Origin of the sequence: Pseudomonas sp. W17, from assembly GCF_040268305.1 — a bacterium.
GTDB classification, from domain to species: Bacteria; Pseudomonadota; Gammaproteobacteria; order Pseudomonadales; family Pseudomonadaceae; genus Aquipseudomonas; species Aquipseudomonas protegens.
The window spans coordinates 2,103,983-2,130,564 of the sequence record NZ_CP158490.1 but is presented as its reverse complement, the minus strand read 5'-3'; the positions used below and the strand labels follow the sequence as shown (position 1 = coordinate 2,130,564).

The 26,582-nt window shown below is 58.4% G+C and carries 27 protein-coding genes and 1 tRNA gene; 8 read left to right on the top strand and 20 right to left on the bottom strand.

The genetic code is table 11. From position 1 onward, the window contains the following. Position 1: 1 nt before the first annotated feature. From ABCR88_RS09935 to ABCR88_RS09920, 4 genes are read right to left on the bottom strand one after another with little or no spacing between them, the layout of a single operon-like run. A complete protein-coding gene (locus ABCR88_RS09935) occupies positions 2–1,405 on the bottom strand; it encodes a cytochrome P450 (RefSeq protein WP_202602870.1) in 1,404 nt (467 codons plus the stop codon). Next, a complete protein-coding gene (locus ABCR88_RS09930) occupies positions 1,402–2,592 on the bottom strand; it encodes a cupin-like domain-containing protein (protein WP_081002087.1) in 1,191 nt (396 codons plus the stop codon). The genes ABCR88_RS09935 and ABCR88_RS09930 overlap by 4 nt, the downstream gene beginning before the upstream one ends. Further along, positions 2,582–4,537, bottom strand: coding sequence for a hypothetical protein (locus ABCR88_RS09925; RefSeq protein WP_350023790.1), 1,956 nt, complete (start codon positions 4,535–4,537; stop codon positions 2,582–2,584). The genes ABCR88_RS09930 and ABCR88_RS09925 overlap by 11 nt, the downstream gene beginning before the upstream one ends. 36 nt (positions 4,538–4,573) lie before the next feature. Next, positions 4,574–5,605 (bottom strand): radical SAM protein, encoded by a 1,032-nt coding sequence (locus tag ABCR88_RS09920; protein ID WP_080965397.1) that lies wholly within the window; start codon positions 5,603–5,605, stop codon positions 4,574–4,576. A 242-nt stretch (positions 5,606–5,847) separates the two neighbouring features. On the opposite strand from ABCR88_RS09920, the gene ABCR88_RS09915 reads away from it, so the two are divergent. Then, positions 5,848–6,555 carry an autoinducer binding domain-containing protein gene (locus ABCR88_RS09915; protein ID WP_047336118.1) on the top strand — a complete coding sequence of 236 codons (708 nt, stop codon included), beginning with the start codon at positions 5,848–5,850 and terminating at the stop codon, positions 6,553–6,555. Between the two features lie 265 nt (positions 6,556–6,820). Next, the gene (locus ABCR88_RS09910) at positions 6,821–7,387 is read left to right on the top strand and encodes an acyl-homoserine-lactone synthase (RefSeq protein ID WP_047285471.1); all 567 of its coding nucleotides are present in this window, start codon (positions 6,821–6,823) and stop codon (positions 7,385–7,387) included. Positions 7,388–7,435: 48 nt separating this feature from the next. Here ABCR88_RS09910 and ABCR88_RS09905 read toward each other — a convergent pair whose 3' ends face one another. From ABCR88_RS09905 to ABCR88_RS09890, 4 genes are all read right to left on the bottom strand, one after another. Beyond that, on the bottom strand, positions 7,436–8,134 hold the full coding sequence (locus ABCR88_RS09905; protein WP_350404473.1) for an HAD-IA family hydrolase: 699 nt from the start codon (positions 8,132–8,134) through the stop codon (positions 7,436–7,438). 152 nt (positions 8,135–8,286) lie between these two features. Continuing rightward, the gene (locus tag ABCR88_RS09900) at positions 8,287–8,466 is read right to left on the bottom strand and encodes a hypothetical protein (RefSeq protein ID WP_350023789.1); all 180 of its coding nucleotides are present in this window, start codon (positions 8,464–8,466) and stop codon (positions 8,287–8,289) included. 90 nt (positions 8,467–8,556) lie between these two features. Then, positions 8,557–8,922, bottom strand: a complete 366-nt coding sequence (locus tag ABCR88_RS09895) for a glycine zipper domain-containing protein (RefSeq protein WP_015634733.1) — start codon at positions 8,920–8,922, stop codon at positions 8,557–8,559. 398 nt (positions 8,923–9,320) lie between these two features. Then, entirely contained in the window at positions 9,321–9,761 is a 441-nt protein-coding gene (locus tag ABCR88_RS09890) for a hypothetical protein (RefSeq protein ID WP_041116840.1), read from the bottom strand. A gap of 919 nt (positions 9,762–10,680) precedes the next feature. Here ABCR88_RS09890 and ABCR88_RS09885 point away from each other — a divergent pair. Further along, positions 10,681–10,950: a hypothetical protein gene (locus tag ABCR88_RS09885; RefSeq protein WP_077933625.1), complete on the top strand. Its 270-nt coding sequence runs from the start codon at positions 10,681–10,683 to the stop codon at positions 10,948–10,950. A gap of 182 nt (positions 10,951–11,132) precedes the next feature. Here the strand turns inward: ABCR88_RS09885 and ABCR88_RS09880 are convergent. Continuing rightward, positions 11,133–11,222, bottom strand: a tRNA-Ser gene (locus ABCR88_RS09880). Between the two features lie 318 nt (positions 11,223–11,540). Between ABCR88_RS09880 and ABCR88_RS09875 the strand changes: the two genes are divergently transcribed. The 3 genes from ABCR88_RS09875 (at position 11,541) to ABCR88_RS09865 (ending at position 14,287) form a co-directional block, all read left to right on the top strand. Beyond that, positions 11,541–12,230, top strand: a complete 690-nt coding sequence (locus ABCR88_RS09875; protein ID WP_011060161.1) for a crotonase/enoyl-CoA hydratase family protein — start codon at positions 11,541–11,543, stop codon at positions 12,228–12,230. A gap of 217 nt (positions 12,231–12,447) precedes the next feature. Beyond that, positions 12,448–13,170 (top strand): 1-acylglycerol-3-phosphate O-acyltransferase, encoded by a 723-nt coding sequence (locus ABCR88_RS09870; RefSeq protein ID WP_041116832.1) that lies wholly within the window; start codon positions 12,448–12,450, stop codon positions 13,168–13,170. 145 nt (positions 13,171–13,315) lie between these two features. Further along, complete coding sequence (locus ABCR88_RS09865; RefSeq protein ID WP_019093266.1) at positions 13,316–14,287, top strand: magnesium and cobalt transport protein CorA; 972 nt, start codon at positions 13,316–13,318, stop codon at positions 14,285–14,287. A gap of 43 nt (positions 14,288–14,330) precedes the next feature. Here ABCR88_RS09865 and ABCR88_RS09860 read toward each other — a convergent pair whose 3' ends face one another. The 3 genes from ABCR88_RS09860 to ABCR88_RS09850 form a co-directional block, all read right to left on the bottom strand. Beyond that, the gene (locus tag ABCR88_RS09860; RefSeq protein ID WP_015634730.1) at positions 14,331–15,053 is read right to left on the bottom strand and encodes an amidotransferase; all 723 of its coding nucleotides are present in this window, start codon (positions 15,051–15,053) and stop codon (positions 14,331–14,333) included. Between the two features lie 105 nt (positions 15,054–15,158). Continuing rightward, positions 15,159–17,303, bottom strand: a complete 2,145-nt coding sequence (locus tag ABCR88_RS09855; protein ID WP_350023786.1) for a 3-hydroxyacyl-CoA dehydrogenase NAD-binding domain-containing protein — start codon at positions 17,301–17,303, stop codon at positions 15,159–15,161. A gap of 25 nt (positions 17,304–17,328) precedes the next feature. Then, positions 17,329–18,534 carry an acetyl-CoA C-acetyltransferase gene (locus ABCR88_RS09850; protein WP_011060156.1) on the bottom strand — a complete coding sequence of 402 codons (1,206 nt, stop codon included), beginning with the start codon at positions 18,532–18,534 and terminating at the stop codon, positions 17,329–17,331. Positions 18,535–19,143: 609 nt separating this feature from the next. On the opposite strand from ABCR88_RS09850, the gene ABCR88_RS09845 reads away from it, so the two are divergent. Continuing rightward, on the top strand, positions 19,144–19,593 hold the full coding sequence (locus ABCR88_RS09845) for a rhodanese-like domain-containing protein (protein WP_011060155.1): 450 nt from the start codon (positions 19,144–19,146) through the stop codon (positions 19,591–19,593). Continuing rightward, a complete protein-coding gene (locus ABCR88_RS09840; protein ID WP_337153601.1) occupies positions 19,590–20,396 on the top strand; it encodes a cytochrome c in 807 nt (268 codons plus the stop codon). Before ABCR88_RS09845 ends, ABCR88_RS09840 begins: the two co-directional genes overlap by 4 nt. 69 nt (positions 20,397–20,465) lie before the next feature. Here ABCR88_RS09840 and ABCR88_RS09835 read toward each other — a convergent pair whose 3' ends face one another. The 8 genes from ABCR88_RS09835 to ABCR88_RS09800 form a co-directional block, all read right to left on the bottom strand. Then, positions 20,466–21,239 carry a transglutaminase family protein gene (locus tag ABCR88_RS09835; RefSeq protein ID WP_350404472.1) on the bottom strand — a complete coding sequence of 258 codons (774 nt, stop codon included), beginning with the start codon at positions 21,237–21,239 and terminating at the stop codon, positions 20,466–20,468. Then, positions 21,236–22,186, bottom strand: coding sequence for an alpha-E domain-containing protein (locus tag ABCR88_RS09830; protein ID WP_011060152.1), 951 nt, complete (start codon positions 22,184–22,186; stop codon positions 21,236–21,238). The genes ABCR88_RS09835 and ABCR88_RS09830 overlap by 4 nt, the downstream gene beginning before the upstream one ends. An 11-nt stretch (positions 22,187–22,197) precedes the next feature. Next, positions 22,198–23,607: a circularly permuted type 2 ATP-grasp protein gene (locus ABCR88_RS09825; RefSeq protein WP_350404470.1), complete on the bottom strand. Its 1,410-nt coding sequence runs from the start codon at positions 23,605–23,607 to the stop codon at positions 22,198–22,200. A 441-nt stretch (positions 23,608–24,048) separates the two neighbouring features. After that, positions 24,049–24,390, bottom strand: a complete 342-nt coding sequence (locus ABCR88_RS09820; RefSeq protein WP_011060150.1) for a ribonuclease E inhibitor RraB — start codon at positions 24,388–24,390, stop codon at positions 24,049–24,051. Positions 24,391–24,602: 212 nt separating this feature from the next. Then, positions 24,603–24,836 carry a hypothetical protein gene (locus ABCR88_RS09815; protein WP_015634724.1) on the bottom strand — a complete coding sequence of 78 codons (234 nt, stop codon included), beginning with the start codon at positions 24,834–24,836 and terminating at the stop codon, positions 24,603–24,605. A gap of 143 nt (positions 24,837–24,979) precedes the next feature. Continuing rightward, positions 24,980–25,588, bottom strand: a complete 609-nt coding sequence (locus ABCR88_RS09810; protein ID WP_350404468.1) for an START domain-containing protein — start codon at positions 25,586–25,588, stop codon at positions 24,980–24,982. A 43-nt stretch (positions 25,589–25,631) separates the two neighbouring features. Next, positions 25,632–25,886 (bottom strand): YkgJ family cysteine cluster protein, encoded by a 255-nt coding sequence (locus tag ABCR88_RS09805; RefSeq protein ID WP_011060147.1) that lies wholly within the window; start codon positions 25,884–25,886, stop codon positions 25,632–25,634. Between the two features lie 170 nt (positions 25,887–26,056). Then, positions 26,057–26,557 (bottom strand): translation initiation factor 2, encoded by a 501-nt coding sequence (locus tag ABCR88_RS09800; protein WP_065364693.1) that lies wholly within the window; start codon positions 26,555–26,557, stop codon positions 26,057–26,059. Positions 26,558–26,582: the final 25 nt, after the last annotated feature.

Here is a 26,582-nt window from a genome sequence, read left to right as displayed (position 1 = left end):
CTCAGTTGCGCTTGATAAACTCTAGGCACACACCCGGTTCGGAAGTCATGAACAACCGGGCTTTCAATGTCGGTTCATTCCCATCCACTGCGCGCAACTCATAACGTTGCGCAATACGCACCAGAATCGTCTTGCCCTCGCCCTCGGCCAGATGGATACCGATGCACTTTCGAGCGCCCGCGCCAAACGGCAGGTAGGCATACTTGTGCACATGCTTGATGCGTTCCGGTGCAAAGCGTTCCGGGTCAAACTTCAAAGGCTCTTGCCAATATTCCGGATTGCGATGCAGGCCCCACTGGGCAACGATGAAGTCCGCGCCCTTGGGAAACAGATAGTTCTGGTACTGATAGTCTTCCAGCACCACTCGGCTCATGCCCCAGGAAGACGGATAGAGCCTGAGGGACTCCTTGAATACCCAGTCGGTGTAATCGAGGCGCTTCAAATCTTCCAGGGTGCAGAGTGCATTGCCGAGTTCAGCCTCGACTTCCTCATGCAGCCTCTGTTGTTCCCGTGAGTTGTTCGCCAGCAGATAGAGGGCGAATGCCACGCCGTTCGCGGTGGTTTCATGACCGGCCAGAAACAGGTTCATGACTTCATGCCGGAGTTGGATATCCGTCATCCCCTCCCCGGTGTCTTCGTACACCGCAGACATGTACATCGATAACAGGTCGTTGTGCTGGACCGTCTTGTTCTGACGACGATCGTGGATGATGGTGTAGATGATCGCGTCGATTTTCTTCTTGGCGTTCTCATACGCCTGCTCATCGGTGGCGCTGATGCTCGCCGGCGACCACAACTTCAGCAGCGAATACTCCTGCAAGACCTCAAGGGCCGCGGTGACATCACTGGAAAAACGCAGAATGTCCGTGGAGAACAGACACTTGATGACAATCCGCAGGGTTAGCTTTTTCATCTCCTGAGTTGCATCGAGAACACCTTCGGACCGAGCATCCCACTCATCGAACATCTCGTTGATGCATTCGTGAAATACGTTGCCGAAAGCGTCAACGCTGCGTTTGCTGAAAGAAGGATTGGCAATCTTGCGCTGACGCTTCCATTCATCACCGATCAGCGTCGACAGCCCATTGCCAATAGCCGGGCTGATCTTTTCCATGGTCTCGGCGCTTTTTGAGAAAAACCGCTCGTCACCAATCAGCATGCTTTCGATAAAGGGCGCATCGGCGATGAGATAACCGTTGATGCCCCGCAGGTAAACGATATTCCCGTACTTTTCCAACGCCCGCGTGGTCAGGCCCAGGGGGTCCTTCAACATGTAGGAAGGGTCATTGAACTCGGGAGAAACATCATCGCTGCCCGGCACCACATCAAAGCCGGTACCAACCAGGAGTGCCGCTTCCGTCGCTTGCGGCAAATCGCCCTTCCTCAAGTCTTTCAAATTACTCATAGCTGGACACTCTCATAGTTATCACGATTTACAGATAAGACTCTTGGCTCACCATTTACAGCAAAGAAGTTAAGCGACCAGGACACTTCCAGATTCAGGACGTGGTGCCACCAACCGGCCGGCAAATACAACATATCGCCAGGCCGCAGTTCGCAAACAGTGGATACCGACTGCTGATAATCCGGAAACTTCTCCGCCTGGTAGTTTTCCGGATCAACCCGACTGGGCTCATACATCAAGTTCCCGCCAACACTGGCCGGGTAGAGAAATCTCGTTTCACTGGGGGCATAAAGGCGTATTTTCTTGCGCCCTTTCAATTGCACCAGAAAGTTATCCACCATATCCCTGTGCAATCTCAGCCCGGTACTGGCCGGACCTATCCACCATCTTGGCGTGTTGAATACCTCGCGCGCGAAGACACTCGGAAAACAATAGGTATCGTCCAATGCAGGCGGTACGGTATTGGCCGCCATATAACCGCTGACAGACGCTTGCGCGGCATACAGGGACTCTACATATTCGGCAAACGAGGTTTTCCGATACTTGGGTGGCTGAGCATTTTCCAGATCGTATTCTTCAAGAAGAAGACTCACGTCCAGGTTACCCACCCGATTGACGATATGCCCCACAGGCATTGAGAAGATCGGCCATGAAACTGCCGCATTGCGCACAATGACCGGTTCTCCACGGCGTAAATAAGGTTCGATATCCCTTTCATCAGCGATCACCTGGCAAAACGGAAAATCCTTTCCTTGAGTACTACGAATCCCCAGTTGAGCAATGCGCTGAGCGTCGACCAAGGCATTGTTGAAAATAAAATTCAACAGCTTCATCACATCGACAGCAATAGCGGAGTGGTCGTTGTCTGCGCTAATCAACAACTTCCCGGTATTGAACAGCGTCAGCGGGTCATCGACCTTGTTTGCCAAAGCCTGGAGCGTCATGTCACTGAGCACGATGGTGGCGCGTGGTGGGTACTCCTGCGCGGTAAACGACCAGCTCAGTGTTTCAGAAACTTTCATGCAGCCCAGATGAACTCCAGACTCAAGTTGCCAGTGATAGCGTCCCTGCAGGCCACGAAGTGCCCAGGCAGGAACTTTTTCACTCAATGTCTCGATCAATCGAAGGTTGGAAACTGCATTTGCCAACATTGCATAGGCTCCCTGCCAGGCCAGATCAAAGCTCAAACAACAGATCCTTATATTCGTGTCTGAATACAAGACCTATTGCATACTCGATATACCGCACAAACAGCGCGGCATAACCTTTGCTATCAGGTGCTAGATGTTCTGCAAGCTCGATCCACTCTCCAGCATTGGAGAAACGCGCATAAAACAACTGCGTGAACACATAGTCACTGGACACGGGCTTCACACCGGAAAAATGCTGTTTACCGAAAAATGATATAACCGGCTGAATGCTGCTTGAATTTCGCCCGAACAGTTCAAGCAGCCAAGCGTGATAAACATCTTCCTGCAATGCTCTGTCATCAGCGGCCTCACGACTCAGCAACGCCTTGATGTCGCTGGGCAAGAGTCGCGCCTGGGCATCCCGGCCAAGCAACTTTGCCAAGTCCGTCCAATACGCCGAGCAGTCATCAAGATGTTGCTCCAGATAGAGCGCTATAAATTGGCTGAACGACTTATCTTTGCGATGAGCCTGGCACATCAGGGTGTTGGAGACGTAGTTGAAAAAACTGTATATCCGTTCTCGATCTCCCAGAGCACTCACCAAAAACTCTGGAAAATGAAAGGTAGGCCATTTGGAGTCGGTGGCGATAACACCATCACGACCAAAGGAGTAAGTGGTATCCCTCGCAACAAAACCCTGAGTCCGACCTATGCCAAATACTCGAGTACTGGGAATCACATACCCAGCCTCGTACTTGTTTGTCAGTCCACTTTCTTCGAGAAATGCCAATGTGCGAGCGATGGTGTATCTGTCCGCATGCGCATTCCCCAGAAAGAACGAGATGAGATTGGAGTACTCAATTGGCGCACTGGCGGTAAACTTCGCCTGCTCTTCCAGCTTTCGCGTTCTTTCCTCATGAATTTCCGCACGTATCGAAGACAGGCTTTTGAGAAAGGTAACGGCCTGCTCTCTCTTGTACGGCACCTTCGCCCGCTTCAGGTTATCTTCGTCCAACGAAAGAATATCGTTCATGGCGCCGGTGTAACCGGCACGCATCATCGTCTTCAGCTCATCGTGACCCAGCGAAGGCAGCGAATATCCTGACCATTTAATCTGACGCTTCTTATAACGCTCATTAAGACGAATCACCCGCTCGGCCAGCTCCAAGGCGAAACCAGCACCACCGATATTCAGTTCAGAGCAGATAAACCAGAAGTCATAAAGATCGTTCTTTAATAGAAACTCCAGGTCAGCTTCGGCCACATCCAGATTACGCTTGTCAATCCGCTTGCCCTTGACGTCAGGTTCAACACAGAAATAGCACTGAAACGGGCATCCACGCGAAACCTCCACAGCAATGGTCGGTGGCGTTTTCGACTGTAATGCCGGCCCGTAAAAGGCCTTGATTTCGTTAACGATATCCAGCCGGTACTCGGTCACTTCGGCTGGCTTGTAGAAACCGACATCGTTATATAGGTACTCAGCCCCGTTCTTGTGAATCAGTCCAGGCACAGCCCCCAGGTTTCGGCCAGAGAGAGTGTCGTTGAAGGAGCGAAAGAAGCCGTCTGGACAGCCCTGCAAGCCAAGGTCGATTTCCAGATAGTTAGCCAACTTTCTGGCATGAGTGGTGAAACCAAAGCCACCCATGATGATAGGTGCATCCGACAACTCCCTCACCAGGCGAATCAGGCGCCTGCTGTCTTCAACGGGGTAATAGGTTCTAAAGTAATTCCCAGGCTCGCCATCTACCGCATCATAGTTGGAAAGATCAAGGGAGTCCCCTTGCCGCAGATGTATACCAATCATCTTCGGACGCTGGGTCTTTATCACGTTTTTAAGATATTCGTACCAATGTTCAACGTACAGCAAATCAATACGTGTGACCCTGATATCGAATCGCCGAGCAATCTCACTAATCTGAACAAAGGCATACGGATATATCGGACGCCACGGCAAGTTACAACAATTCAGCAATAAGAAATCGGTTTCCTGCATACTCACGGCGCGTCATCCCTGTACAACAGTGCAGAAAGCTATTTAGCTGGCCAAGAACATTGGCAGTTTGAAAACCGCCTTGCGTGAATTACAGCCCTGACAAATCTCCATATTTCCCAACTGTTTCACCCTGCTTTTCACAATCTTCTTCAGGTTGTCATTATCAATATGGCCAATATTTGATACGTGCCCAAAATCCTGGAAACAACCGAGTATCTCGCCGGTATAACTGATACTGACGCTGCCATCGCCAATGGCACAAAAGTTTCTATTTTCAAGGGTACCCAGCAGGGCATTCAGCATGAATTTGACCTTGCCCATGCCTGTTTTGTACTCGCTCTCAGACAGGTTCAAACCCAACTCGCGCACAAGTTTCTGACGGTATTCACTTTCGAGTTTGGCGTTGATATCCCCGCCTCGGTTCCAGAGCGGGAACAGATAGATCCGCTTGAAACCCAGGCTACGCAAATGTGCGACGGTCGCTGGCAACGTACTATAGATCGCCGGGCCGCCAGTCAAATGGACAATGACCTTATCCGCCGCGGCCTCGGCCAACGCGGCAATGTTGCGCCAGATCTTCTCGTGGTTCAGACCAATGTGAACCTTATCGAAAACCTCTTTCTGAATAGAACTGACAGATAGCCGGATGACATCAACGTTTTGTACACAGGCATCTATATTGCGCTGATTGAAAGTGACTGCCGTTGTTGTCACGTCAGTCAAGACTCCAGAGCGACGCATCATTCGCAAAAGCTCATGAAACTCTGGATGAATGGTCGGCTCCCCCCTGCCCGCCAAGTCAAGTTCCCAGACATAGGAAGGGTCTATCTGCGAAACTATCTTATCCATGGTCTCAAGCGAAATAAAACCATAGTCCTTGATCACTGAGCGGGGGCACATACTGCATGCTGCTGGGCACGATGGCGTCGCCTCAACATTGACAAGTACCTTCTTAAGCACGGGCAGTTCTCTCCATTGATTTTTATATTCCCTGTGGAGCTCATCTAGACTGCCGTCGCGTTCAAACAGCGCAGCCCGTCCGTCCTTCAACAATCTAGAGACATTACCGCTCATCTGTAACTACCACTATTGGTAGGTACTCAGCGAGACGAAGTCTTTACTCTTTCTATTCCGGCAAGACGCCATCGGACAAGTTGCTGGCAAGCGCCCATTGCCACATCTTTTTTCTGACGCCAAACTTACATCTACGCATGTTTCATATTTATAAACTTGATTTCCATCGTAGAACTGGTCAGATTCGCGACGCAACTCGATGTCACCGCAATACGAAAGATGACTATACAAGGAGGGTATTTATGAAAAGCTGGCAAGATGACTTACTGATGATAACGGACCTGAAACTTTCCGAAGCTCAAATAGTCAAGCGAATTCAAGATGCGGCTACAACGCTTGAATTCGAGTACTGTGCTTACGGGCTACAGGTGATTTTTCCCGAGGAGAAAGTCGTGATGTTCAACAACTATCCTCGTCAATGGCAGAGGCGCTACGACACTGAAAACTACCTGGCCACTGATCCAATAGTGGCACAAGGTAGACAATCCCAGGCACCGATCATATGGGAGGACGCGGTATTTCGCGAAGCACCTGTATTTTGGGAAGAAGCGCGGGCAGCTGGACTAAAAGTTGGATGGTCACAGTCAAGTACCAATGCTGCCGGTGCAGCCAGCATGCTATCACTCAGCAGATCGTCACAACCCATCACCCGCCAGGAACTGGATGCCAACGAAATAAAAATGCGCTGGCTGGTAAGTGTGGCTCACATCACACTTTCAAACCGGATCAGCACACGTCTTGCCAACCCCTACGAAGTTAAGCTGACCTCCCGTGAGAAAGAAGTTCTAAAGTGGACCGGCAGCGGCAAGACCTCATTTGAAATATCCTGCTTGCTGGCCATTTCAGAAAACACGGTAAACTTTCATATCAAGAACTCCATTCTAAAACTAAGCGCCGCCAACAAAACTGCTGCCGTTGTCCAAGCATTCCTCACAGGACTACTGATCTAAATAACAATAATAGAAAATAATAAGACAAACCCAAACCGAAAACTTTTTCTGCCTTCACCTTCCCCTTTTGCACCTCAGTCTCAGGAACTCTTCTGCTCTTGAGCCATGCTGGCGCCGGCTGCCCATACCTCCTGTCCGGCGACCAGCACTAATACCGCAAAGCCTTTGCCCGGCAAAAAAAGCCACCTACCTACCAATAATGGTAGGTACCCGGCTTTACTCGCTAATTTACGATCACGCTCGACTTGAACGCCGAGGATGTATGATGCGTATTTTTTCCGGAAATGGTAAAGCATTAGGCTCGCAGCTAAAGCAGGACATTGCTTCTTATCGTTATAAGGTATTTGTGGAAAAGCTCGGCTGGCCATTGGATTGCCCCGATCAGTTGGAACTCGACGAGTTTGACCGGGATGACACGCTTTACCTCGCGGCCAAAGATGAAACAGGCGCCATTGTGGGGACAGCACGCCTGCTACCCACAACCCGCCCTTATCTATTATCGGAAGTATTTCCCGACCTGCTGGGTTCAGATCAGCCGCCCTCTCAAACTCATGTCTGGGAGTTGTCCAGGTTCGCCGCTGTATCGCTCGATAAAGAGACCGATGTTCTGAATGCCTACTCTTCCTCCCACTCAATGTCGCTGCTGCTTGAAGCCTTCGAGTACGCCAAGTCTCTGGGGGCACGCAAACTACTGACGGTTTCGCCGAGTGCGATCGCACGGCTGCTGATCAAGAGAAAGTTCAATATTCGGCGCCTCGGCCCCTCCAGGATCAGTGAGGGGCTGAGCATCATGGCCCTGGAAATCGACCTGTCTGCAGTACGCAGCCATTAAGCTAGAACGGCCCAGGAGCTCCAGCGCAGCGCCTGGGCAAGCACGGGTTTATGCTGGCCAATCCAGCCTGGGCAAGCCACACGCTGCGGGCTGAAAGGCCTTCAACGATCGCAGGATCGCATCTGCGTGGGCAAACTTGCTATCGGCCATCGCCGGATCGGGCACTGCGATCACGCTCATGCCAGCGGCCCTGGCCGCGGTCACGCCAAACGGCGAATCCTCGAACACCAGGCACTCGGCGGGGGCCACTCCCAGGCGACGGGCAGCCGTGAGGAAGATATCCGGCGCCGGCTTGGCCGCCGTCACTTCCGGATCGTCGGCGGTGACGATGGTGTCGAACAGCGCGAACCAGTCGCCATGGCGGGTGGTTTTCTCGCCGAACGACATCTGCGACGAACTGGTCCCCACGGCAATGGGGATCCGGTGCTCCTTCAAGTGCCGCACCAGCTCTTGGGCCCCGGGCATGCCCTGGGCGCGGGGAAAGCGCTCACGCATCAATGGTTCGCGCATGACCAGGAACTCTTCGGCGCTGATGGGCAGGTCCAGGGCCTGGACCACGTAGCGCGCCAGGTCGCCGGCTCCCCGGCCGATGATGTTCTGCTTGATGGTCCAATCGTAGGTGCGGCCATAACGCTCGGCGATCAACTGGGTGATCTCGGTGTAGATGCCCTCGGTGTCCAGGAGCAAGCCGTCCATGTCGAAAATGACGGCCTTGATCGGTCCCAAATCATTCAACTGTGCATTCATCGCATCTGATCCGTTAGCAAAAGTACATTCCAGGGAGCGGCTCAGGTACGGCCAGTTCTTCTTGGCAATTCATCAATTAAAGGATTCAGCAGCATAGCGGCGGGCTTGGGTCGGGAGCAACCTGGGGGGCTGGAAGGCGGTTGCTATGGGCCTTAGTCGGCTGCACCAGGCGGGCTTTTGTCGCCTTTGGGCGCCTCTTGCAGAGGTACACGCGCATCATCCTGCAATGAACCGGGGTCTTCATTCCCGGGGTCGTTGATCACCTCCGGCTCGTCGGAAGCGGGCTGTGCCTGGCCTGGCGTCTCGCGGTGCATGATCGTCTCCTTGAACATCGGGACTCAGAGCCTTGAGTATGGCGAAGCCTGGGGCAAGCCACACAAAAAACCCGGCGCAGGGCCGGGTTTTCTTCAGGCAAGGCAGAATCAGTGACGCTTCTTGTGACCCATGCTGCTACCCAGGGCGCCACCGGCCGCGCCGCCGATACCGGCACCGACGGTCGAGCCGGTGCTACCGCCCAGGCGATTGCCGATCAGCGAGCCACCGGCCGAACCCAGGCCACCACCGATGGCCGCCTTGGCCCGGCTGCCTTTGCGCGCCCCGGCCGCACTGCCTGCCGCACCGGCAACACCCGCGCCGATTGCCGCCCCGGTACTGCCACCAAGTTTCTGCCCGACCACATTGCCCAACGCCCCACCAAGCCCGCCACCAATGGCCGCAGTGCCATCGCCGGCCATAGCGCCTTGAGCCAGCAGAAGTCCCACAACCAGGGCAGGTAAAGTTAAACGCATGACTTGAACCTCAAAGAAAGACTGTCGGACTGACAAGAAAGCCCAGCGCCACGCGGCCCAATTCGAGCTATCGCGGCCGCACCCGGTTACTCCCAGGTGCCTTGGACAGCTGATTTTAAAAGAGTTTTATCCCCGCGCAAAAAAAAGCCCGCTGGGGAACGGGCTAGGGATGCTGCTTTTAACGGATGGTTCGAGCCTACTCAGGCAAATGTGAAGATTATGTGAAAAGAGCCTGTCAGTGGGAGCAACACCAACAGACCTTGAGCTTCACCTATCCCGAGGCATCTTCAGCTCACCTTACCGAAAATGTTCAGACCGGGCCGCTGGCAGGCAACGCCTTGGAACGTTACCAGTGCAACGCCCCGATCTCCGCCACAGAGGCTCGAACGCAGTTGCACTCAACGAATGCTGCGGATGCTGCCTTTATTGCCTTTGACCGTGACCGAGACTTTCTTGAAGACGAAGTAGTTTTCTTCACTCACTTCATAACGCGGAGCAACGATCAGGTCGGCGCCCGAAGATTTGACTGCCTTGAAAGCCGCAGCGGACTTGACCGCACTGACCGGATCGAAGCCCAGGCCACCCAGTGCACCACCGCCGTCACCACCGTAAGCCACACCGTCGGCAAACTGGCTATCGCCACCGAACTTCAGGAAACCAAACAGAATGTTGACCGACGACTGACCGGAAATCGCTTCGCCGACTGCTACATCCGCCTTCAGGTCGGCCTTGACCTGACTGTCGATTGGCGAAGATGGCTGGCTGATGTTGTAGCTGGTGCAACCTGCGGCGGTGGCAACAAGCGTGGACAATGCGAGGAGTTTGAAAATGGCTTTCACGTTTATTTCCTTATCGCGTTTCATATAAAAGGCATCATCGCTGGATGCGCAGCCCCGTTTGAATCGGGATAAGGAACATATCGCCACTTATAACAAATTGAGATAAGAAAATTCCTAAACCAATAAAAAATATCTTAACAAATAGCCCAAAAAGCTCCCTTGCAAACAATGGGACCTCGCCAATCTTTCCCCTGAAAAACCTCCAGGCAATAAAAAGCCCCGCATAAAGCGGGGCCGCCTGTATCCTGCGTTACCTTCTCTTCGGCAACGCCCTGGGGAAAAACATCTTGTTACTGGCTACAGGCACCGCCGCCTTTCTCTTGCTGACAACTGTGCCAGAAGATTCAACCTCTGCTTCGAATGCAGCCTGACCGCAACGCACCAAGTTGTTGATTGGGAACTCATCCCCGTTGTCTTCAATATAAGCAAGACTCCTCATACCCAGCTCCCTCCAACAACCGACCAGTACCGGCAAGCTCCTGATTGCCTGGAAAATACTGCTCGTCACGGCATTTCAGACTAGACAGTCATTTGCCGACCCGCTGTTCAAAAAAGACAGGCGCCGACGAGTGGCTACATGCCAGGGGCGACGCTGGATCGCTCCACCTCCCGACCGCAGGCAACAGCTGAAAATGGACCGGTTACCGTCGGGTTACTACAGCTGGCATTAAAGCTTTAAAGACCAGCCTGGAAGCATGTGCTCAAGCTCTTCGTTACTTCACCAGCCGCCACCACCTTAAAAAAACCCAGTTTTTTATATCTTTGTCAATAGTGCCGTTGAGCGACTGTGCGGGAAGTAGCGCGGTGCTAGGCTTTCCTGGCGTCACACCATGCGAGCGCCCGATCTGTTCAGGCTATTGATAAAGGCAGGTCAGGCTCAGGTATAAGCCGCTTGTCAGATGACTGAAAGGATTCGAACATGAAAAAGTCCATAACTGCTCTGGCCGTATCCGCGACGATCGCTTTCACCGCAACTGTCGCGAACGCTTCCGTACATCCGACCCCGATCAAGGCTCCGCAAACCGTCAATCAGGTGACAGCTTCTACTGACACCCCTTTCGGAACCCAAAAAGCAGCGGGCGAAATCCAGATGGCCAGCCTGGCCAGAAGCTGCTCCGATAGCCGATATTCCTGGTGGGAATACAGCGGTTGGGAAATCGTCGGCTGCCTCGTAAGCGGCCAGTGGTAACTCTTCAGGCGTAGCTGGTGCGTGGTTTGCCGAATGAGCACGCACCAGAGCCTGCTACAGACTGCCTCGGGTCAACCCAACACAACTCCTCCTACCCGTTCCATCGGTACATTTTTCAGACGCCAAAAACCACAAACCCCCGACTTTCTCTAGGAAAATCAGGGGTTTGTGTTTTCACAATGTGGCGGTGAAGGAGAGATTCGAACTCTCGATACAGTTTCCTGTATACACACTTTCCAGGCGTGCTCCTTAAGCCACTCGGACACTTCACCGTATCTCTTCAAACCGATTCAGTCTGTCGAGGCGCGCTAATGTAGTCGATAGCTTTTCAGATGGCAAACTTTTTTTTCAGAATTTTCATGCGCTTAAGCTCGATCCCCGGCCAAGGGCAATGCAGCCCCCCATGCAATAAGGCAAACCGGCCATTCTTCAGCCTTGCCCACAACCCTATAGAAGAAACCATGCGTTACCCGCTGTGTGATGCAGGGCTCTTAGCGGCCTCGGGGCTGACTCACCAGTCAGTCATGGCGCTTTACCGCAGCTACCGTGGTGGGTAACTTCTGCAGCACTTCAATACAAGGAATTGCGTCATGAGTGAGTTGATTTCCTACCATCTCGAAGACGGTATCGCGACCCTGACCTTGAGCAATGGCAAGGTCAATGCCATCTCCCCGGACGTGATTGCGGCCTTTAATGCGGCGCTGGATCAGGCTACCGCCGATCGCGCGGTGGTGATCATCACCGGCCAGCCGGGGATTCTCTCTGGCGGCTACGACCTCAAGGTCATGACAGCCGGCCCCAAGGAGGCCGTGGCTCTGGTAACCCTGGGTTCGACCCTGGCCCGCCGCCTGCTGTCCCACCCCTACCCGGTGATCGTCGCTTGCCCGGGGCACGCGGTGGCCAAGGGCGCGTTCCTGCTGCTGTCGGCCGACTATCGCATCGGTGTCGAAGGCCCCTTCAGCATCGGCCTCAATGAAGTGCAGATCGGCATGACCATGCACCACGCGGGTATCGAGCTGGCCCGTGACCGCCTGCGTCGATCGGCCTTGCATCGCTCGGTAATCAATGGCGAGATGTTCGACCCGCAAAGCGCAGTAGATGCCGGCTTCCTCGACAAGGTGGTAGCGCCCGATGAACTGCAAGGCGCCGCCCTGGCCGCTGCACGCCAGTTGAAGAAGATCAACATGGTGGCGCACAAGAACACCAAGCTGAAGGTGCGCAAGGCACTGCTGGATGCCCTGGACAACGCGATCATCCAGGACCAGGAGCACCTGGGCTGAAACCCGCGGATTTGCTACCTGAACCAGCCCGGCCTTCGCGCCGGGCTTTTTACTGCCTGCCTTGCAACAAGCCGCGACCGCTCTAGATCACCATCGCCAGTCATTGCTGGAAACATGTACTTAAACATCGCCCATCTCCAGCCTGAGAACGGCAATTGCCGAAAACAGTGCACATCCGTACACTGCGCCACCTTTTGTCCCCGGGTGGGCCGTTTAGATGCTGTATCTGCTTCGTATGTCGTTGATGGGCTTGCACTTTATCCTGGCAGGCAGCCTGGGCCTGCTGCTCGGCCTGTGCCGCCCATTCAACCCGGACAACAGCCGTCTGTGCGCCCGCCTCTACGCCTGGCCGGCGATGTGCATCCTGCGCCTGCGGGTCAAGGCCGAGGTCGGCCCGCTGATGGACAAACCCCAGGGCTGCGTGATCATCGCCAACCACCAGTCCAACTACGACCTGTTCGTATTCGGCAACGTGGTGCCGCGAAGGACCGTGTGCATCGGCAAGAAGAGCCTGAAATGGGTGCCGCTGTTCGGCCAGCTGTTCTGGCTGGCAGGCAACGTGCTGATCGACCGTGGCAACCCGTACAAGGCCCGGCGCTCGATGCTCACCACCACCCACACCTTGCAGCACAAGGACACCTCGATCTGGGTCTTCCCGGAAGGCACCCGCAACCTCGGGGAAGAGCTGCTGCCCTTCAAGAAAGGTGCATTCCAGATGGCCATCGCCGCAGGCGTGCCCATAGTCCCGGTGTGCGTCAGCAGCTACATCAAGCACATGCGCCTGGATCGCTGGAACAGCGGCAAAATCCTGATCCGCTCGCTGCCCGCCATCCCCACGGCCGGGCTGACCCTGGACGACATGCCCCAGCTGATCGCCCAGTGCCGCGAACAGATGCGCGAATGCATCGCCAGCATGGACCGCCAGCTGCAGGCCGCCTGACCCCGGCGCCACAAAAAGCCCGCCTTGCGCGGGCTTTTATTTGTCCGCGAACTCCCTCGCGGCCAGTGACTCTGATGGAGCATTGCAGGCTAAGCTGCACCTGATCTGTCACCGCCCCCTTGATAAGAAGAAGTGAACCGGAACCATGGGTAGAGTTGTTGCTGCCGCCGTCTACAGCGGCGGAAAGAAAGTCACGGATATCAGCCTCGACGAAGGGGCCGCCTGGGCCGCCAAGCCCGGCCACTTCGTCTGGATCGGCCTGGAGGAACCCAACGCCCACGAGCTGGCCAACCTGCAGCGTCAGTTCAACCTGCATGAACTGGCCATCGAGGATGCCCTGGAAAAGCACAGCCGGCCGAAGCTGGAAACCTTCGGCGACGCGCTATTCATCGTCACCTATTCGCCGGTGCGCGAGCAGGGCAAGCTGGAGTTCATCGAAACCCACATCTTTGCCGGCAACGGCTACATCATCACCGCGCGCAACGGGCACTCGGCCTCCTATGGCTACGTGCGCCAGCGCTGCGAGGCGCGCCCGCTGCTGCTGGAGCACGGTGAAGACTTCGTGCTCTATGCCCTGCTGGACTTCGTTACCGAGAACTACCAGCCGGTCAGCGAAGCCATCCACGCGGAAATCGACGAGCTGGAACGCAACGTCCTCTGCGACTCGCTGAACGAACGGGACATCCAGCACCTGCACGGCCTGCGCCGCGACGTGCTGCGCCTGCGCCGGCATGTAGCGCCCATGGTGGAGATCAGCGAAGAGCTGCAGAAGCTCAGCTTTCCCTTTATCGACAAGAACATGCGGCCGTACTTCCGGGATGTGCAGATTCACGTCACCCGGCAGATGGAAGACCTCTCGACCCTGCGCGATATCGCCAGCCAGACCATCGAGATCGGCGTACTGCTGGAGGCTTCACGGCAAAGCATCGTGCAACGCAAGTTCGCCGCCTGGGCCGCGATCCTGGCGTTTCCGACGGCGGTGGCGGGGATCTACGGGATGAACTTCCAGAACATGCCGGAGCTGAGTTGGCACTACGGCTACTTTGGCGTCCTGGGTTTTATCAGCGTGGGTTGTGTCGGCCTCTGGGCCAGCTTCAAGCGTTCCGGCTGGCTCTGAAGGGGCCACGGCCCTGCGCCTTGCGGCAGGGCCGCGGCCGGGTTCAGGCAGCCTCGGGCTTGTGAGCAACGAAACGCATCATCCACTCCGCCACAGTGGTGCCGTGATGGTCGTGCTCAAGGCTGGCCACGCCCTTCTGGTAGATCTGCTCGCCGAGAAACTCCTGGCGCAGGTCCAGCAAGGCGCGGGAATAGTCGTGGATGAACTCGGGGTGGCCCTGGAAGCACAGCACCTGATCATTGATATGGTAGGCCGCGAACGGGCAGAAATCGCTGGAGGCGATCACCGTGGCGTTCTCCGGCAAGGCGGTAACCTGGTCCTGATGGCTGATCAGCAGCGTCAGCTCCTCCACCACCGGGCTCATCCACGGCGCCTTGGCCGCCAGCTTGTAGCTGTGGGTACCGACACCCCAGCCCTGGCTCGCGCGCTCGCTCTTGCCCCCCAGCAGCAATGCCAGCAACTGATGGCCGAAGCAGATGCCCAACAGCTTGTCGCCACGCTCGTAGCGCCCCAGCAGGTAGGTCTTGAGGGTCTGGATCCAGGGATCGGTACCGAACGAGTCGGCCTTGCTGCCCGTCACCAGATAGGCGTCGAATTCCAGGTCATCGCTGGGGTACTCCCCCTGGACCACGTTGTAGACGCTGAATTGGGCAGCGATGGGCTGCTGGGAAAACAGGCGCTGGAACATCTGCCCGTAACCCTGATATTGATCGACCAGTTCGGGGCGCAGGATATCGGTTTCAAGAATGCAGATGCGTAGCGACATAAAAAATTCCTGACAAGGCGATGGCAATAATGAACAGTCCAGAGCCTGCCTTGAAATACCACGGCAAGGCAAGCCCCGGATCAGCTCATTGAGCGCCTGTCAGTGTCAGAACAACTGGCCCAGGCGAGCCTTTTCCAGAAGCAGCGTCGGCGGCCGGAAACGTTCGCCATATTGCTCGGCCAGGTACTGCGCACGGGCGACGAAATCCTGTACCCCGTACTGATTGATGAACTGCAGGGCGCCCCCGCTCCAGGCGGCAAAGCCGATACCGAAGATCGAGCCGATGTTGGCGTCCGCCGTGGAGTGCAACACTCCCTCCTCCACACAACGCACGGTCTCGATGGCCTGGACGAAGAGCAGGCGATCCCGCACATCCTGGGGCGAGATCTGCCCGTCGGCCTTGTAGAAGCGCGTGCGCAACTGCGGCCACAAATGTTTCTGGGCACCGGCCGGATAATCGTAGAAACCGCCACCGGCCGCCTTGCCCGGGCGCTTGTATTCGTTAAGCAGCAGGTCGATCACGGCAAATGCCGGATGTTCGATGGCCGGCTTGCCCTCGGCCTGCAGGTCCTTGGCGGTCTGCTGGCGGATATGGCTCATCAGGCTCAGGGAAACCTCGTCGGAAATTGCCAGCGGCCCCACCGGCATCCCGGCCTTGCGCGCTTCGGTCTCGATCATCGGCGCCGCGATGCCCTCGCCGAGCATGGCGATGCCTTCGTTGGTAAAAGTGCCGAACACCCGGGAAGTGAAGAAGCCACGGCTGTCATTGACCACGATCGGGGTCTTCTTGATCTGCAAGACAAAGTCGAAGCCGCGGGCCAGGGTTTCATCGCTGGTTTTCGCCCCCTTGATGATTTCCACCAGGGGCATTTTTTCCACCGGGCTGAAGAAATGCAGGCCGATGAACTTGTCCGGGTTCGGCACCGCCGCAGCCAGGCTGGTGATGGGCAGGGTCGAAGTGTTGGAGGCGATCACCGCGTCACCGCCGACCACCTGCTGCGCAGCCCGGGAGACCTTGGCCTTGAGCTCGCGATCCTCGAACACCGCCTCGATGATCAGGTCGCAACCGGCCAGGTCGGCATCCTCGGCGGTGGTGCGGATCCGCGCCAGGGTGGCGTCCCGCTGCTCGCGGCTCAACTGCCCGCGAGCCACCTTTTTCTCCAGCAGCGCCGCCGAGTGGGCCTTGCCCTTCTCGGCCGCCTCGGGGCTGATGTCCTTGAGCACCACCTCGATACCCGCCACCGCACTGACATAGGCAATGCCCGCGCCCATCATGCCGGCGCCAAGCACCCCGAGCTTTTTCGTGACTTGCGGCGGCACGCCCTGTTGCCGTGAGCTGCCGGCATTGATCTGGTTGAGCTGGAACCAGAAGGTGCCGATCATGTTCTTCGCCACCTGGCCTGTGGTCAGCTCGGTGAAGTAACGGGTCTCGATCAGTTGCGCGGTGTCGAAATCCACCTGGGCGCCTTCGACGGCAGCGCAGAGGATCTTTTCCGGCGCGGGGAAGCAACCCTGGGTCTTGGTCCGCAGAATCGATGGGGCGATGGCCAGCATTTGCGCAACCTTCGGGTTCGACGGCGTGCCACCAGGGATCTGGTAGCCGCGCACATCCCAGGGCTGCTGCGCGCCCGGGTTGGCGAGGATCCAGGCCCGAGCCTTGGCCAGCAAGTCGTCGCGGTCCGTCGCCAGGGCATCGATCAGGCCTGCTTGCAACGCCTGCTGCGGGCGCACTTTCTTGCCTTCCAGCAAATAGGGCAGAGCCTTTTCCAGGCCCAGCATGCGCACCATGCGCACCACCCCGCCGCCGCCGGGCAACAGGCCCAGGGTGACTTCCGGCAGGCCGACCTGTACCGATTTGTCGTCCAGGGCAACGCGATGATGGCAGGCCAGGCAGATTTCCCAGCCGCCGCCCAGGGCCGCGCCATTGATTGCAGCGACCACCGGCTTGCCCAGGGTTTCCAGGGCTCGCAGCTGGCCCTTGAGGGCCAGCACCATGTCGTAGAAAGCCTTGGCCTCGGGTCTGCCGACCTTGATCAGCTCATTGAGGTCACCGCCGGCGAAGAAGGTCTTTTTCGCCGAGGTGATGATCACCCCGGCAATCGATTCCTGCTCGGCCTGCAAGCGCGCCACGGCACCGGCCATGGCGTCGCGGTACAGGGCATTCATGGTGTTGGCGCTCTGGCCCGGCATATCGATGGTCAGGACGACGATCTGGTCCTGGCCTTTTTCGTAACGGATGGCATCGGTCATGAAAGGGATTCCTTGAAGTCGGGGCTCAGAGGCGTTCGATGATGGTGGCGATACCCATGCCGCCGCCGACACAGAGGGTCGCCAGGCCATAGCGCTGGCGCCGGGTTTCCAGCTCATCGAGCAAGGTGCCGAGGATCGCGCAGCCGGTGGCCCCCAGCGGGTGGCCCATGGCGATGGAGCCGCCGTTGACATTGACCTTGGCCGGGTCGATGGCCATGTCCTTGATGAACTTGAGCACCACCGAGGCGAAGGCTTCATTGACTTCGAACAGGTCGATGTCCTCGACCCGCAGCCCGGCCTTGGCCAGGGCCTTGCGGGTGGCCGGCGCCGGGCCGGTGAGCATGATGGTGGGGTCGGTGCTGGTGACCGCCGTGGCCACGATCCGCGCCCGGGGCTTGAGCCCCAGCTCGCGGCCCTTGGCTTCGGAGCCGATCAGCATCAGCGCCGCGCCGTCGACGATGCCCGAGCTGTTGCCGGGGGTGTGCACATGGTCGATCCGCTCCACATGGCTGTAGACCCGTAGCGCCGTGGCATCGAAGCCCATCTGCCCCATCATCTCGAAACTCGGCTTGAGCTTGCCCAGGCCCTCCAGGGTCGAATCGGCGCGAATGAACTCGTCATGGTCCAGCAGCACGATGCCGTTCTGGTCCTGCACCGGCACCAGGGATTTGGCAAAGGCCCCGCCAGCCCGGGCGCGGGCGGCCTTCTGCTGGGAGTGCAGGGCAAAGCGGTCGACGTCCTCCCGGGAGAAGCCTTCCAGGGTCGCGATCAGGTCGGCGCCAATCCCCTGGGGGGTGAAATGGCTGTGCAGGTTGGTCTCCGGGTCCAGCACCCAGGCCCCGCCGTCGCTGCCCATGGGCACCCGCGACATGGACTCGACGCCGCCAACCACCACCAGTTCCTCGAACCCGGAACGCACCTTCATCGCCCCCAGGTTGACCGCTTCCAACCCGGAAGCGCAGAAGCGATTGATCTGCACCCCGGCCACGCTTACGTCCCAATCCGCAGCCTGGACCGCGGTCTTGGCGATATCGGCGCCCTGATCACCGATGGGCGTCACACAGCCCAGGACCACGTCGTCCACCTGGCTGGTGTCCAGCTCGCAGCGCTGCTGCAGGGCCCGCAACAGGCCCGCGGCCAGGTTCACCGGTTTCACGCTGTGCAAGGCGCCATCGGCCTTGCCTTTGCCACGGGGCGTGCGTAACGCATCGAATATCAAAGCTTGGGTCATGACGTCCTCGAACCGCTGTGCAGGGGAAAATGTCGAGCTCCCACCTTAGGCACGGCAGCGTCGGATTCAATGACCGATGCGCTCAGCCGCCTTGACGCCGACGCTCAGACGAACGGTAGGCAGCTAAGGGCTCTGCCGATGAAGGGTCGCGAGCTGTCTAGCCAGAGGGCGGCCAAGGCACGCCCGGGCCGATATATAGCCTTTTAATAAATCAGAAATATAAATTCATATGAATTGGATCTAAGCCAGAGGATTCAAGGCCCCTAAGGTAGAAACTGTAGGAAGTTCCAGACGGATTCTGCACTGGGGCAAGTAAGAAAAAGGACACATAGCCGGTTCATAGTGACTCGTAATGGAGTTCACCCACCGGCATGCATTGACGCTCAGGAATAACAACAAAAGGCATTCAGCCATGTTCAAGCATTCGAAAGTACGTCAGGCGGGGCTCATTCTTTTCGCAACCACTCTGCTGTTGATCTTGCCGAATCTCACCAAAGTGATCGGCTGATCTGTGGCTGCTCGATCAACGAGACGGAAAATTGTCCCCGGTTCCTACCGGGGCACGGACTTGTGTGCCAGTCTTCCTGAGGAACACCAAGGGGAAGACTCATGCGCCATTGGATTGCACTCGCCACACTCCTGAGCGCCTTTCACGCTCACGCCGGAATCATCGACGTCAACCGCGCAGTGGACGAAATCAATGATGGGGCGTTGATCCTCGATCTGCGCAACGAGAGCGACTTTGCCGCCGGCAATGTGCACAACTCGCTGCAGGTCAATCTCGAACTGGAGGACGGCACCGGCATCAGCGCCGAGGGCCTGGCCTATCAGTTGCGCAAAGTGGTGCTGGACCCCAACGCCACCGTGGTGATCTACAGCGACACCAACCAGCACGCCCTTGAAGCCGAAGACACGCTGGTCAAGCACGGCTATTTCGGTATCGTGAACGGCGGCAACTACGAAGAACTCCGGGACGCCCTGTTCGACCATGTGTCGCGACCAGACGACGTGCTTCCCGGCGACGAACCCACTGACGACGACCCGACGGCCATCAATTGAAAGTATTCCTCCTTGGCGCTGCCCTGCTGCTGAGCAGCCCGCTGCACGCCGCGCAACTGCTGATCGACCTGGGCTCCGCCAGCTACACCTGGCAGACCGAAGAACTGCTAAGGCACCCCCAGGCCCAGACCATTACCATCAAGGACGATGTGTCCTACAAGCGCGACATGCAGTACCGCGCCGTGCCCATGGCGAGCCTGCTCAAGGGCCTGAAGGCCGAAGACCATCTTCAAGCCGTGGCCCTGGACGGCTTTGCCGCGGAGCTCAGCGCCGCGCCGCTGCTTGAACGCCAGGGCGCCCAGGCCTGGCTGGCCGTGGAGGACCCGAGCCGGCCATGGCCTGCGCTGGCTGCCGACAAACCCAGCGCCGGGCCTTTCTATCTGGTGTGGACCAATCCTGCCGCCGGGCATATCAGCCCGGAGCAATGGCCGTTCCAGGTGGCGCGCATCCAGCGCCTGGAGCCACTGGCGCAGCGCTTCCCGGCCCTGCTTCCGGATCCGCAGTTGGCGGCCACTGATCCAATCAACCAGGGCTTTGCCCTGTTCCAGAAAAACTGCCTGGCCTGCCACCGGCTCAACGGTGCCGGCGATTCACAATTCGGTCCGGACCTGAATATCCCCTACAGCCCCACCGAGTACTTCAGCGGCGATTTCCTCAAGCGCTATATCCGCGATCCGCAAAACATGAGGCGCTGGCCCCAGGCGAAGATGCCCGGGTTCAACAACAACGTGCTGCCGGATCAGGAGCTGGACCTGCTGCTGGGGTATCTCAGGCACATGGCGGGGCGCAAGCAGGTTCCCTGAGCCTTGCGACATCGCCTTTGCCACCTCTGGCGCCTTCGCCGGCAAGCCGGCTCCTAGCGAAAACGCGTGTTACTGCTGGAGCACCCTGGCGTGCATCTGCTCACCGGCGGCGCCCCGGCGCATGCCGCGTACCGGGCAGGCATCCAGGTAGTCCAGGCCCACCGCCAGCTTGAGGTGGCGCTCGGGCCGCGCCAGTTGGTGGGTCACATCGAAGCTGTACCAGGCGCCTTCCAGCCAGGCTTCGGCCCAGGCATGGCCAAGTAATTGCCCGCTGTCCTCGCGGTACAGATAACCGGAAACAAAGCGTGCCGGAACGCCCAGGCTACGGGCACAGGCAAGGAAGGCGTGGGTGTGGTCCTGGCAGACCCCGGCGCGCCTGGCGAAAGCCTGCGCCGCGCTGGTGGTCACGCCCGTTGCCCCAGGCGTGTAGGCCATGAGCTGGTGCAGCCCATGCATCAGGTCGATCAACCCTATGCGATCACGCCGCCTTGCGCATTGCCGGTCGGCGAACTCGCGCAGCTGCGCATCCGCCTCGGTCAGGCTGGTGAAACGCAGGAACGGCAAGGGCGACTGGCATTCATGCTCGGCCTCGCGCAGCTCATCGATATCCACTTGGCCACGGGCGCCGATGATCACTGCTTCGTGGGGCTCGTCCAGGGTCAGTACTTGCAGGATGTTGCCGAAGGGGTCCCGTTGCGCACGCACCGGTCGTGGCAGATCCAGCTGCCAGCAGAGCACTTGCTGGCGCTCGCTGTCGTGGGGTGTCAGGCGCAGGTACTGGATGCTGGCGCCTACCGGATCGGCGTAGCGATAGGCGGTTTCATGGCTCACGGACAGTCTCATGCCGCCTCCAGATAAGAGCGGTGAATCGCGTTGCCCAACTGGCGCACCAGGGGGATGAAGTCGGTCAGCCAGGCGTGCAGGCCTTCGTCGAGAATCTGATCGATACCGATGTAGCGCAGGCGTGCATCCATCTGCGCCGCCAGACGCTGGGCCGGGCGCCCGTTGTCGCCGGGCAGGCTGGCGAGGATCTGGTCGATTTCCTCGGTACAGGCCCGCAGCGAGCGCGGCACGTCGGCGCGCAACAACAGCAGCTCGGCCACATGCCGGGCGCCGGGGGCCTCGCGATAGACCTCGGTGTAGGCCTCGAAGGAAGACAAGGCCCGCAGCAACGCACTCCACTGGTAATAGGCATGGGCGGTGCCGTCGCACACCGCATCGGCCTGGTCGCCGGCCATCTCGTAGCGTGCGTCCAGCAGGCGCAGGGTGTTGTCGGCGCGCTCGATGAAGGTTCCCAAGCGGATAAAGCGAAAGGCGTCGTTGCGCATGATGGTGCCGTAGGAGGCGCCACGAAACAGATGGGAGCGCTCCTTGATCCATTCGCAGAAGCGGTTCATGCCATAGGCACTGAGGCCCTGGCTGGCGATCTGGTGGATGTCCAGCCAGGTGGCATTGACGTTTTCCCACATGTCGGCGGTGATCCGCCCGCGCACGGCATGGGCGCAGGCCCGGGCCGATCCCAGGCAACTGTAGATACTGGCGGGGTTGGCCGGGTCCAGGGCGAAGAACTGCAATAGCTGCTCGGCGTGCAAGGCCTGGTGGCGGGCGTGGTAATCCTCCAGGGTGCCGGTGATCAGCAGTGGCATGGCCAGCTCGTGCAGGCCATCGCCGCGCCCATCTTGGGGCATCAGCGACAGGGAATAGCTGACATCGAGCATCCGCGCCAGGTTTTCCGCGCGCTCCAGGTAGCGTGACATCCAGTACAGGTCCGAAGCGGTTCGACTCAACATGGCAGGCTTCCTTAGTCCTCGACCACCCAAGTGTCCTTGGTCCCGCCGCCCTGTGAGGAATTCACCACCAACGAACCTTCACGCAGGGCCACACGGGTAAGACCACCGGGCACCACACGGGTTTCACCACCAGAAAGGACAAAGGGCCGCAGATCGATATGCCGCGGGGCGATGCCGCTTTCGACAAAGGTCGGGCAGGTGGACAGCGCCAGGGTCGGTTGGGCGATGTACGCCTCGGGCCGGGCCTTGATCCGTACGCGGAACTCCTCGATCTGCGCCGCCGTGGCCGCCGGCCCCACCAGCATGCCGTAGCCGCCGGAACCCTGGGTTTCCTTGACCACCAGTTGCGCCAGGTTGGCCAGCACGTAGGACAGTTCAGCGGGCCGGCGGCACTGCCAGGTCGGCACGTTCTGCAGAATCGGCTCTTCGTCCAGGTAGAAACGGATCATCTCGGTGACATAGGGGTACACCGACTTGTCATCGGCCACCCCGGTGCCGATGGCGTTGGCCAGTACCACAGTGCCCGAGCGGTAGGCTGCCAACAGGCCGGGCACGCCGAGCAGGGAATCGGGGTTGAACGCCAGGGGGTCGAGGAAGGCATCGTCGAGGCGACGGTAGATCACATCCACCGCCTGCGGGCCGGCGGTGGTGCGCATGAACACCCGGTCGTCACGCACGAACAGGTCGGCACCTTCCACCAGCTCCACTCCCATCTCCCGCGCCAGGAACGCATGCTCGAAAAATGCGCTGTTGAAGCGCCCCGGGGTCAGTACCACCACCGTCGGATTGTCCAGGGGGCTGGAGCTTTTCAGGGTATCGAGCAACAGGTTCGGATAATGGTCGATGGGCGCGATGCGCTGGGCGGCGAACAGCTCGGGAAACAGGCGCATCATCATCTTGCGGTCTTCGAGCATGTAGCTGACGCCGCTGGGGGTGCGCAGGTTGTCCTCGAGCACGCAGTAGCGGCCGTCGCCGTCGCGTACCAGATCAACTCCGCAGACATGGGCATAGACATCACCGTGCAGGTCCAGGCCCTGCATGGCCAGCTGGTACTGCTGATTGGCCAGGACCTGCTCGGCGGGAATGATCCCGGCGCGGATGATTCGTTGCTGGTGGTAGAGATCGGCCAGAAACAGGTTCAGCGCCCGAACCCGCTGGATGCACCCTTGTTCGATAATCCGCCATTCCCGGGCCGGGATGATGCGGGGAATGGTGTCGAAGGGAATCAGCCGCTCGGTGCCCTGCTCGTCGCCATACAGGGTGAAGGTGATGCCGGCACGGTGGAACAGCAGGTCGGCCTCGCGACGGCGGCGGGCCAGGAGTTCGTCGGGGGTATTGGCCAGCCAGCGGGCGAACTCGCGGTAATGCTCGCGAACCTGGCCGTCGGCCCCATGCATTTCATCAACAGCGCTGTGGTTCATGCCGTACTCCCTGTCACCTGCACACCCCGGGCTTCGCCAGCCCTGTGCCTTCGGCACAAGCGCCCCAAAATCAGTCCGTTGCAGCCCAAGGCCGATGCCCGCATAACCGATGCATGCGGACCGCCCCTGCCCCGGCCATGGCTGGCATCGGTCTTGGCTATCACCAGCATAGTCAGAGTTGATTTCACTGCCCGCTGGCCGCGGGGGATAATCGCGTCCATCGAGCAAACACTTCGCCAAGCCTGATGAAGTCGCTGCTGCAACCTTGATGACGCCGATGACAACCGGGTCCGGGCTCTCCCGACCGGTTCCCTCTCCTGACCGGTCTTCCCTTTTAGCCACCCTCTCGGGTGGCTTTTTTTTTCCTTGTGCGGGCCCCGAAAACACAATTGGCCGGCCCAGGGGCCAGCCAATTGTCTGTCTCGGTATATCTAGCGCAGGCTATACCAGCCGTCCACGGATCTCCTGTTTCACTCCCCAGCCCTCAATGATGCCGCCCAGGGGCTCGACCACCGCCTCGAAGTCCTGTTCAAAATCCCCGATGCCGCCATAGGTGGCGTACATCACCTTGCTCAGTTCCAGGTACCAGGCGCCGTCGTCACGCACGCTGACCTGGGCATTCAAGGATTCACCGCGAAAATGTCCTGCCGCCCTGCGTGCCCGCTCCTCATCCGGAAAAATGGCGTAGAACTCGATGGGATGGAATCGTGAAAAGTCGAAACCGCCTTCTTTCATGCGGCGCAGCACACTGCTGCTGATGTCTTCTTGAACGGCTGTGCTCATGAAACGTCCTCCTCAAACCGATGGATAGACTTTCCGTGTTTCCCGAACCACCGGCCAAAGGGACCGGCATCACGACCCGGGGCGGGTCGTCAGGAAACAAGCATGGAGCTGACAAGATCAGAGCCTAGCGAAGAATTCGCTGATCTCGTTTGCAGATTAGCGCCTTGCTCTGGACGTCGCCAGAAATTACTGCGAAGCGCGCTCTACCCTCTCTAGATCGGCGTGATACTGAGAATCTGAATGCTGTTCTGCTCTTTCAGGCTCTTGAGGGTGGGGTCCTCGGTGCGCCCGTCCAGATCGTTCAGGTCCAGTTCGGCACTCACTGGCAACAACTTGGCCCGCACCAGTTGTGCGGCGCGTTCCATCGTCGGTTGCTGGTCGCAGTCGAAATGCTCGACGGACTGGACACCATGATCGTCAACGAAAGTGACTTGCCACTTTTGCATCAGTGCCTCCTCGATAGCCCCATGAGTGGGCTGACAACATCTCGACCCTGAGCAACGGGCAATCGTTCAACCACGCTACCGGAACACGTCAATGACAAGGCCGCCCGAAGGCGGCCCTGGTAATGCTGGCAAAACTCAGCCGATCAAGGCTTTTCGGCGCGAGCCTTGAGTGCCTTCAGGGTGTTGAACGGCGCATCCACCACGAACTTGTTGGCCAGCCAGGACGGCACGCTACCACCCGGCTCAGTGTGCACCTGGTAAGTCACTTCCACCTGGTCGGCGCCTTTGGGTACGAACTTCCAGTAGCCCTCGACCTGGGCCACCCGCACGAAGCCTTTCTCTTCAGGGATGTAGGTGGGCACGCCCTCCAGTTTGCGGGTCAGGCTGCCGTCGGCCGCTTCGCTGGTAGTGATGTGCAATACCGAATCACGGGCAGTGACTGGCCACGGGGTATTGAACTGGGTGTAGGTCCAGCTTTGATCGCCCTCGTGCTTGAGCAGTTCCTGGGTCTTGCACTCGTGGATCCAGGAGCAGGCGCCCGCCACGTCTTCCTGCAGCGCGCGGAGCTTGGCGATGGAGGTCTTCATGGTGGTCACACCACGGTAGGCCTTGTATTTGGAGCCGGCCACTTCACTCAAGGAGACCTTGATGCCGTCTTCATCCTTGGCGGTTTGCCAGTCTTCGGCGTGGGCCGTTGCCGACAACAGCACGGTTAAACCACAGAGCACAGCCATTCGTTGCAGCGAACCCATTGTCTTATTCCTTATTGTTGAAGTTCCGTTCATTGAGAACACTCTATGCCGCGGTCACTTGTTCCCACCAGCCAATCAGGCGGATGGCTTCTTCGCGGCTTTCGCCACACACCTCGGGATCCGCCAGGAACGCCCCACACACCGCCGGCCGCTCCGGCAAGCCGAACAGCCCGCACAGGTGTTCGACAGAAAGATGCAGGCAACGTTCTCCCGCCGGCTTGCCCTGGGGCATTCCGGGAATCGGGGTGCTGATGGAAGGGGCGATGCAGCAGGCGCCACAACCTTCACGGCAGTTCATGAGGAAAAGCTCCTTGCGACAAGCAGAGTGTTGAATGACGCCCGCCAAGAGTAACCGCTAAAACAGCCGTTTAAAATTACTCAAAGAACGGATTTGACGCACAACCGTGCGTGACTGATCAGTCTCCGACAAAGTGTCGAGCCAACCCGTCACAGAAGAGGATGAAGAATTTACTGCTTGAACTCGAAATCCAGGGCCGCGCCTTCGATATCCCGACGTTCCTCGTTGCGCAGCTGCAATTGCATTTCATTGCTGAGCAAGCGGCCGTTGAGCTGGAACGGGCTGCTTTCCTTGGGCTTCTCGCCAAACATCTGCGGCAGCAGCGGCTCGCGCTTGGGTAGCGGCACACTGCCCACCGGCTGCAGGTGCTTGACCATTTCCGGCGGCAGGCTCAAGTCCACCTTGGCGCTGGGCAACGGCTTCTTGATGTCCTGATAGGCCCATTTGGACTTGGGCTTGGCGGGCGCCTTCTTGGCCGCGGACTTGCTCTTGCTGGCACTGGCCGAAGGCTTGGCCTTGCTGGCCGGAGCCTTCTTGGCAGGGGCCGCCTTAGTGGCATGGGCCGCCCCCGCAGCCGGCTTGTCCTGGGAGGAAGCCGCCTGGACAGGAGCCACGAAGGCGGTTCCCAACAGACAGACACTTAACCAGAGGGCAGGTAGAAAGGCTTTCATGAAAGACAGGTAGATCGACAAAAGG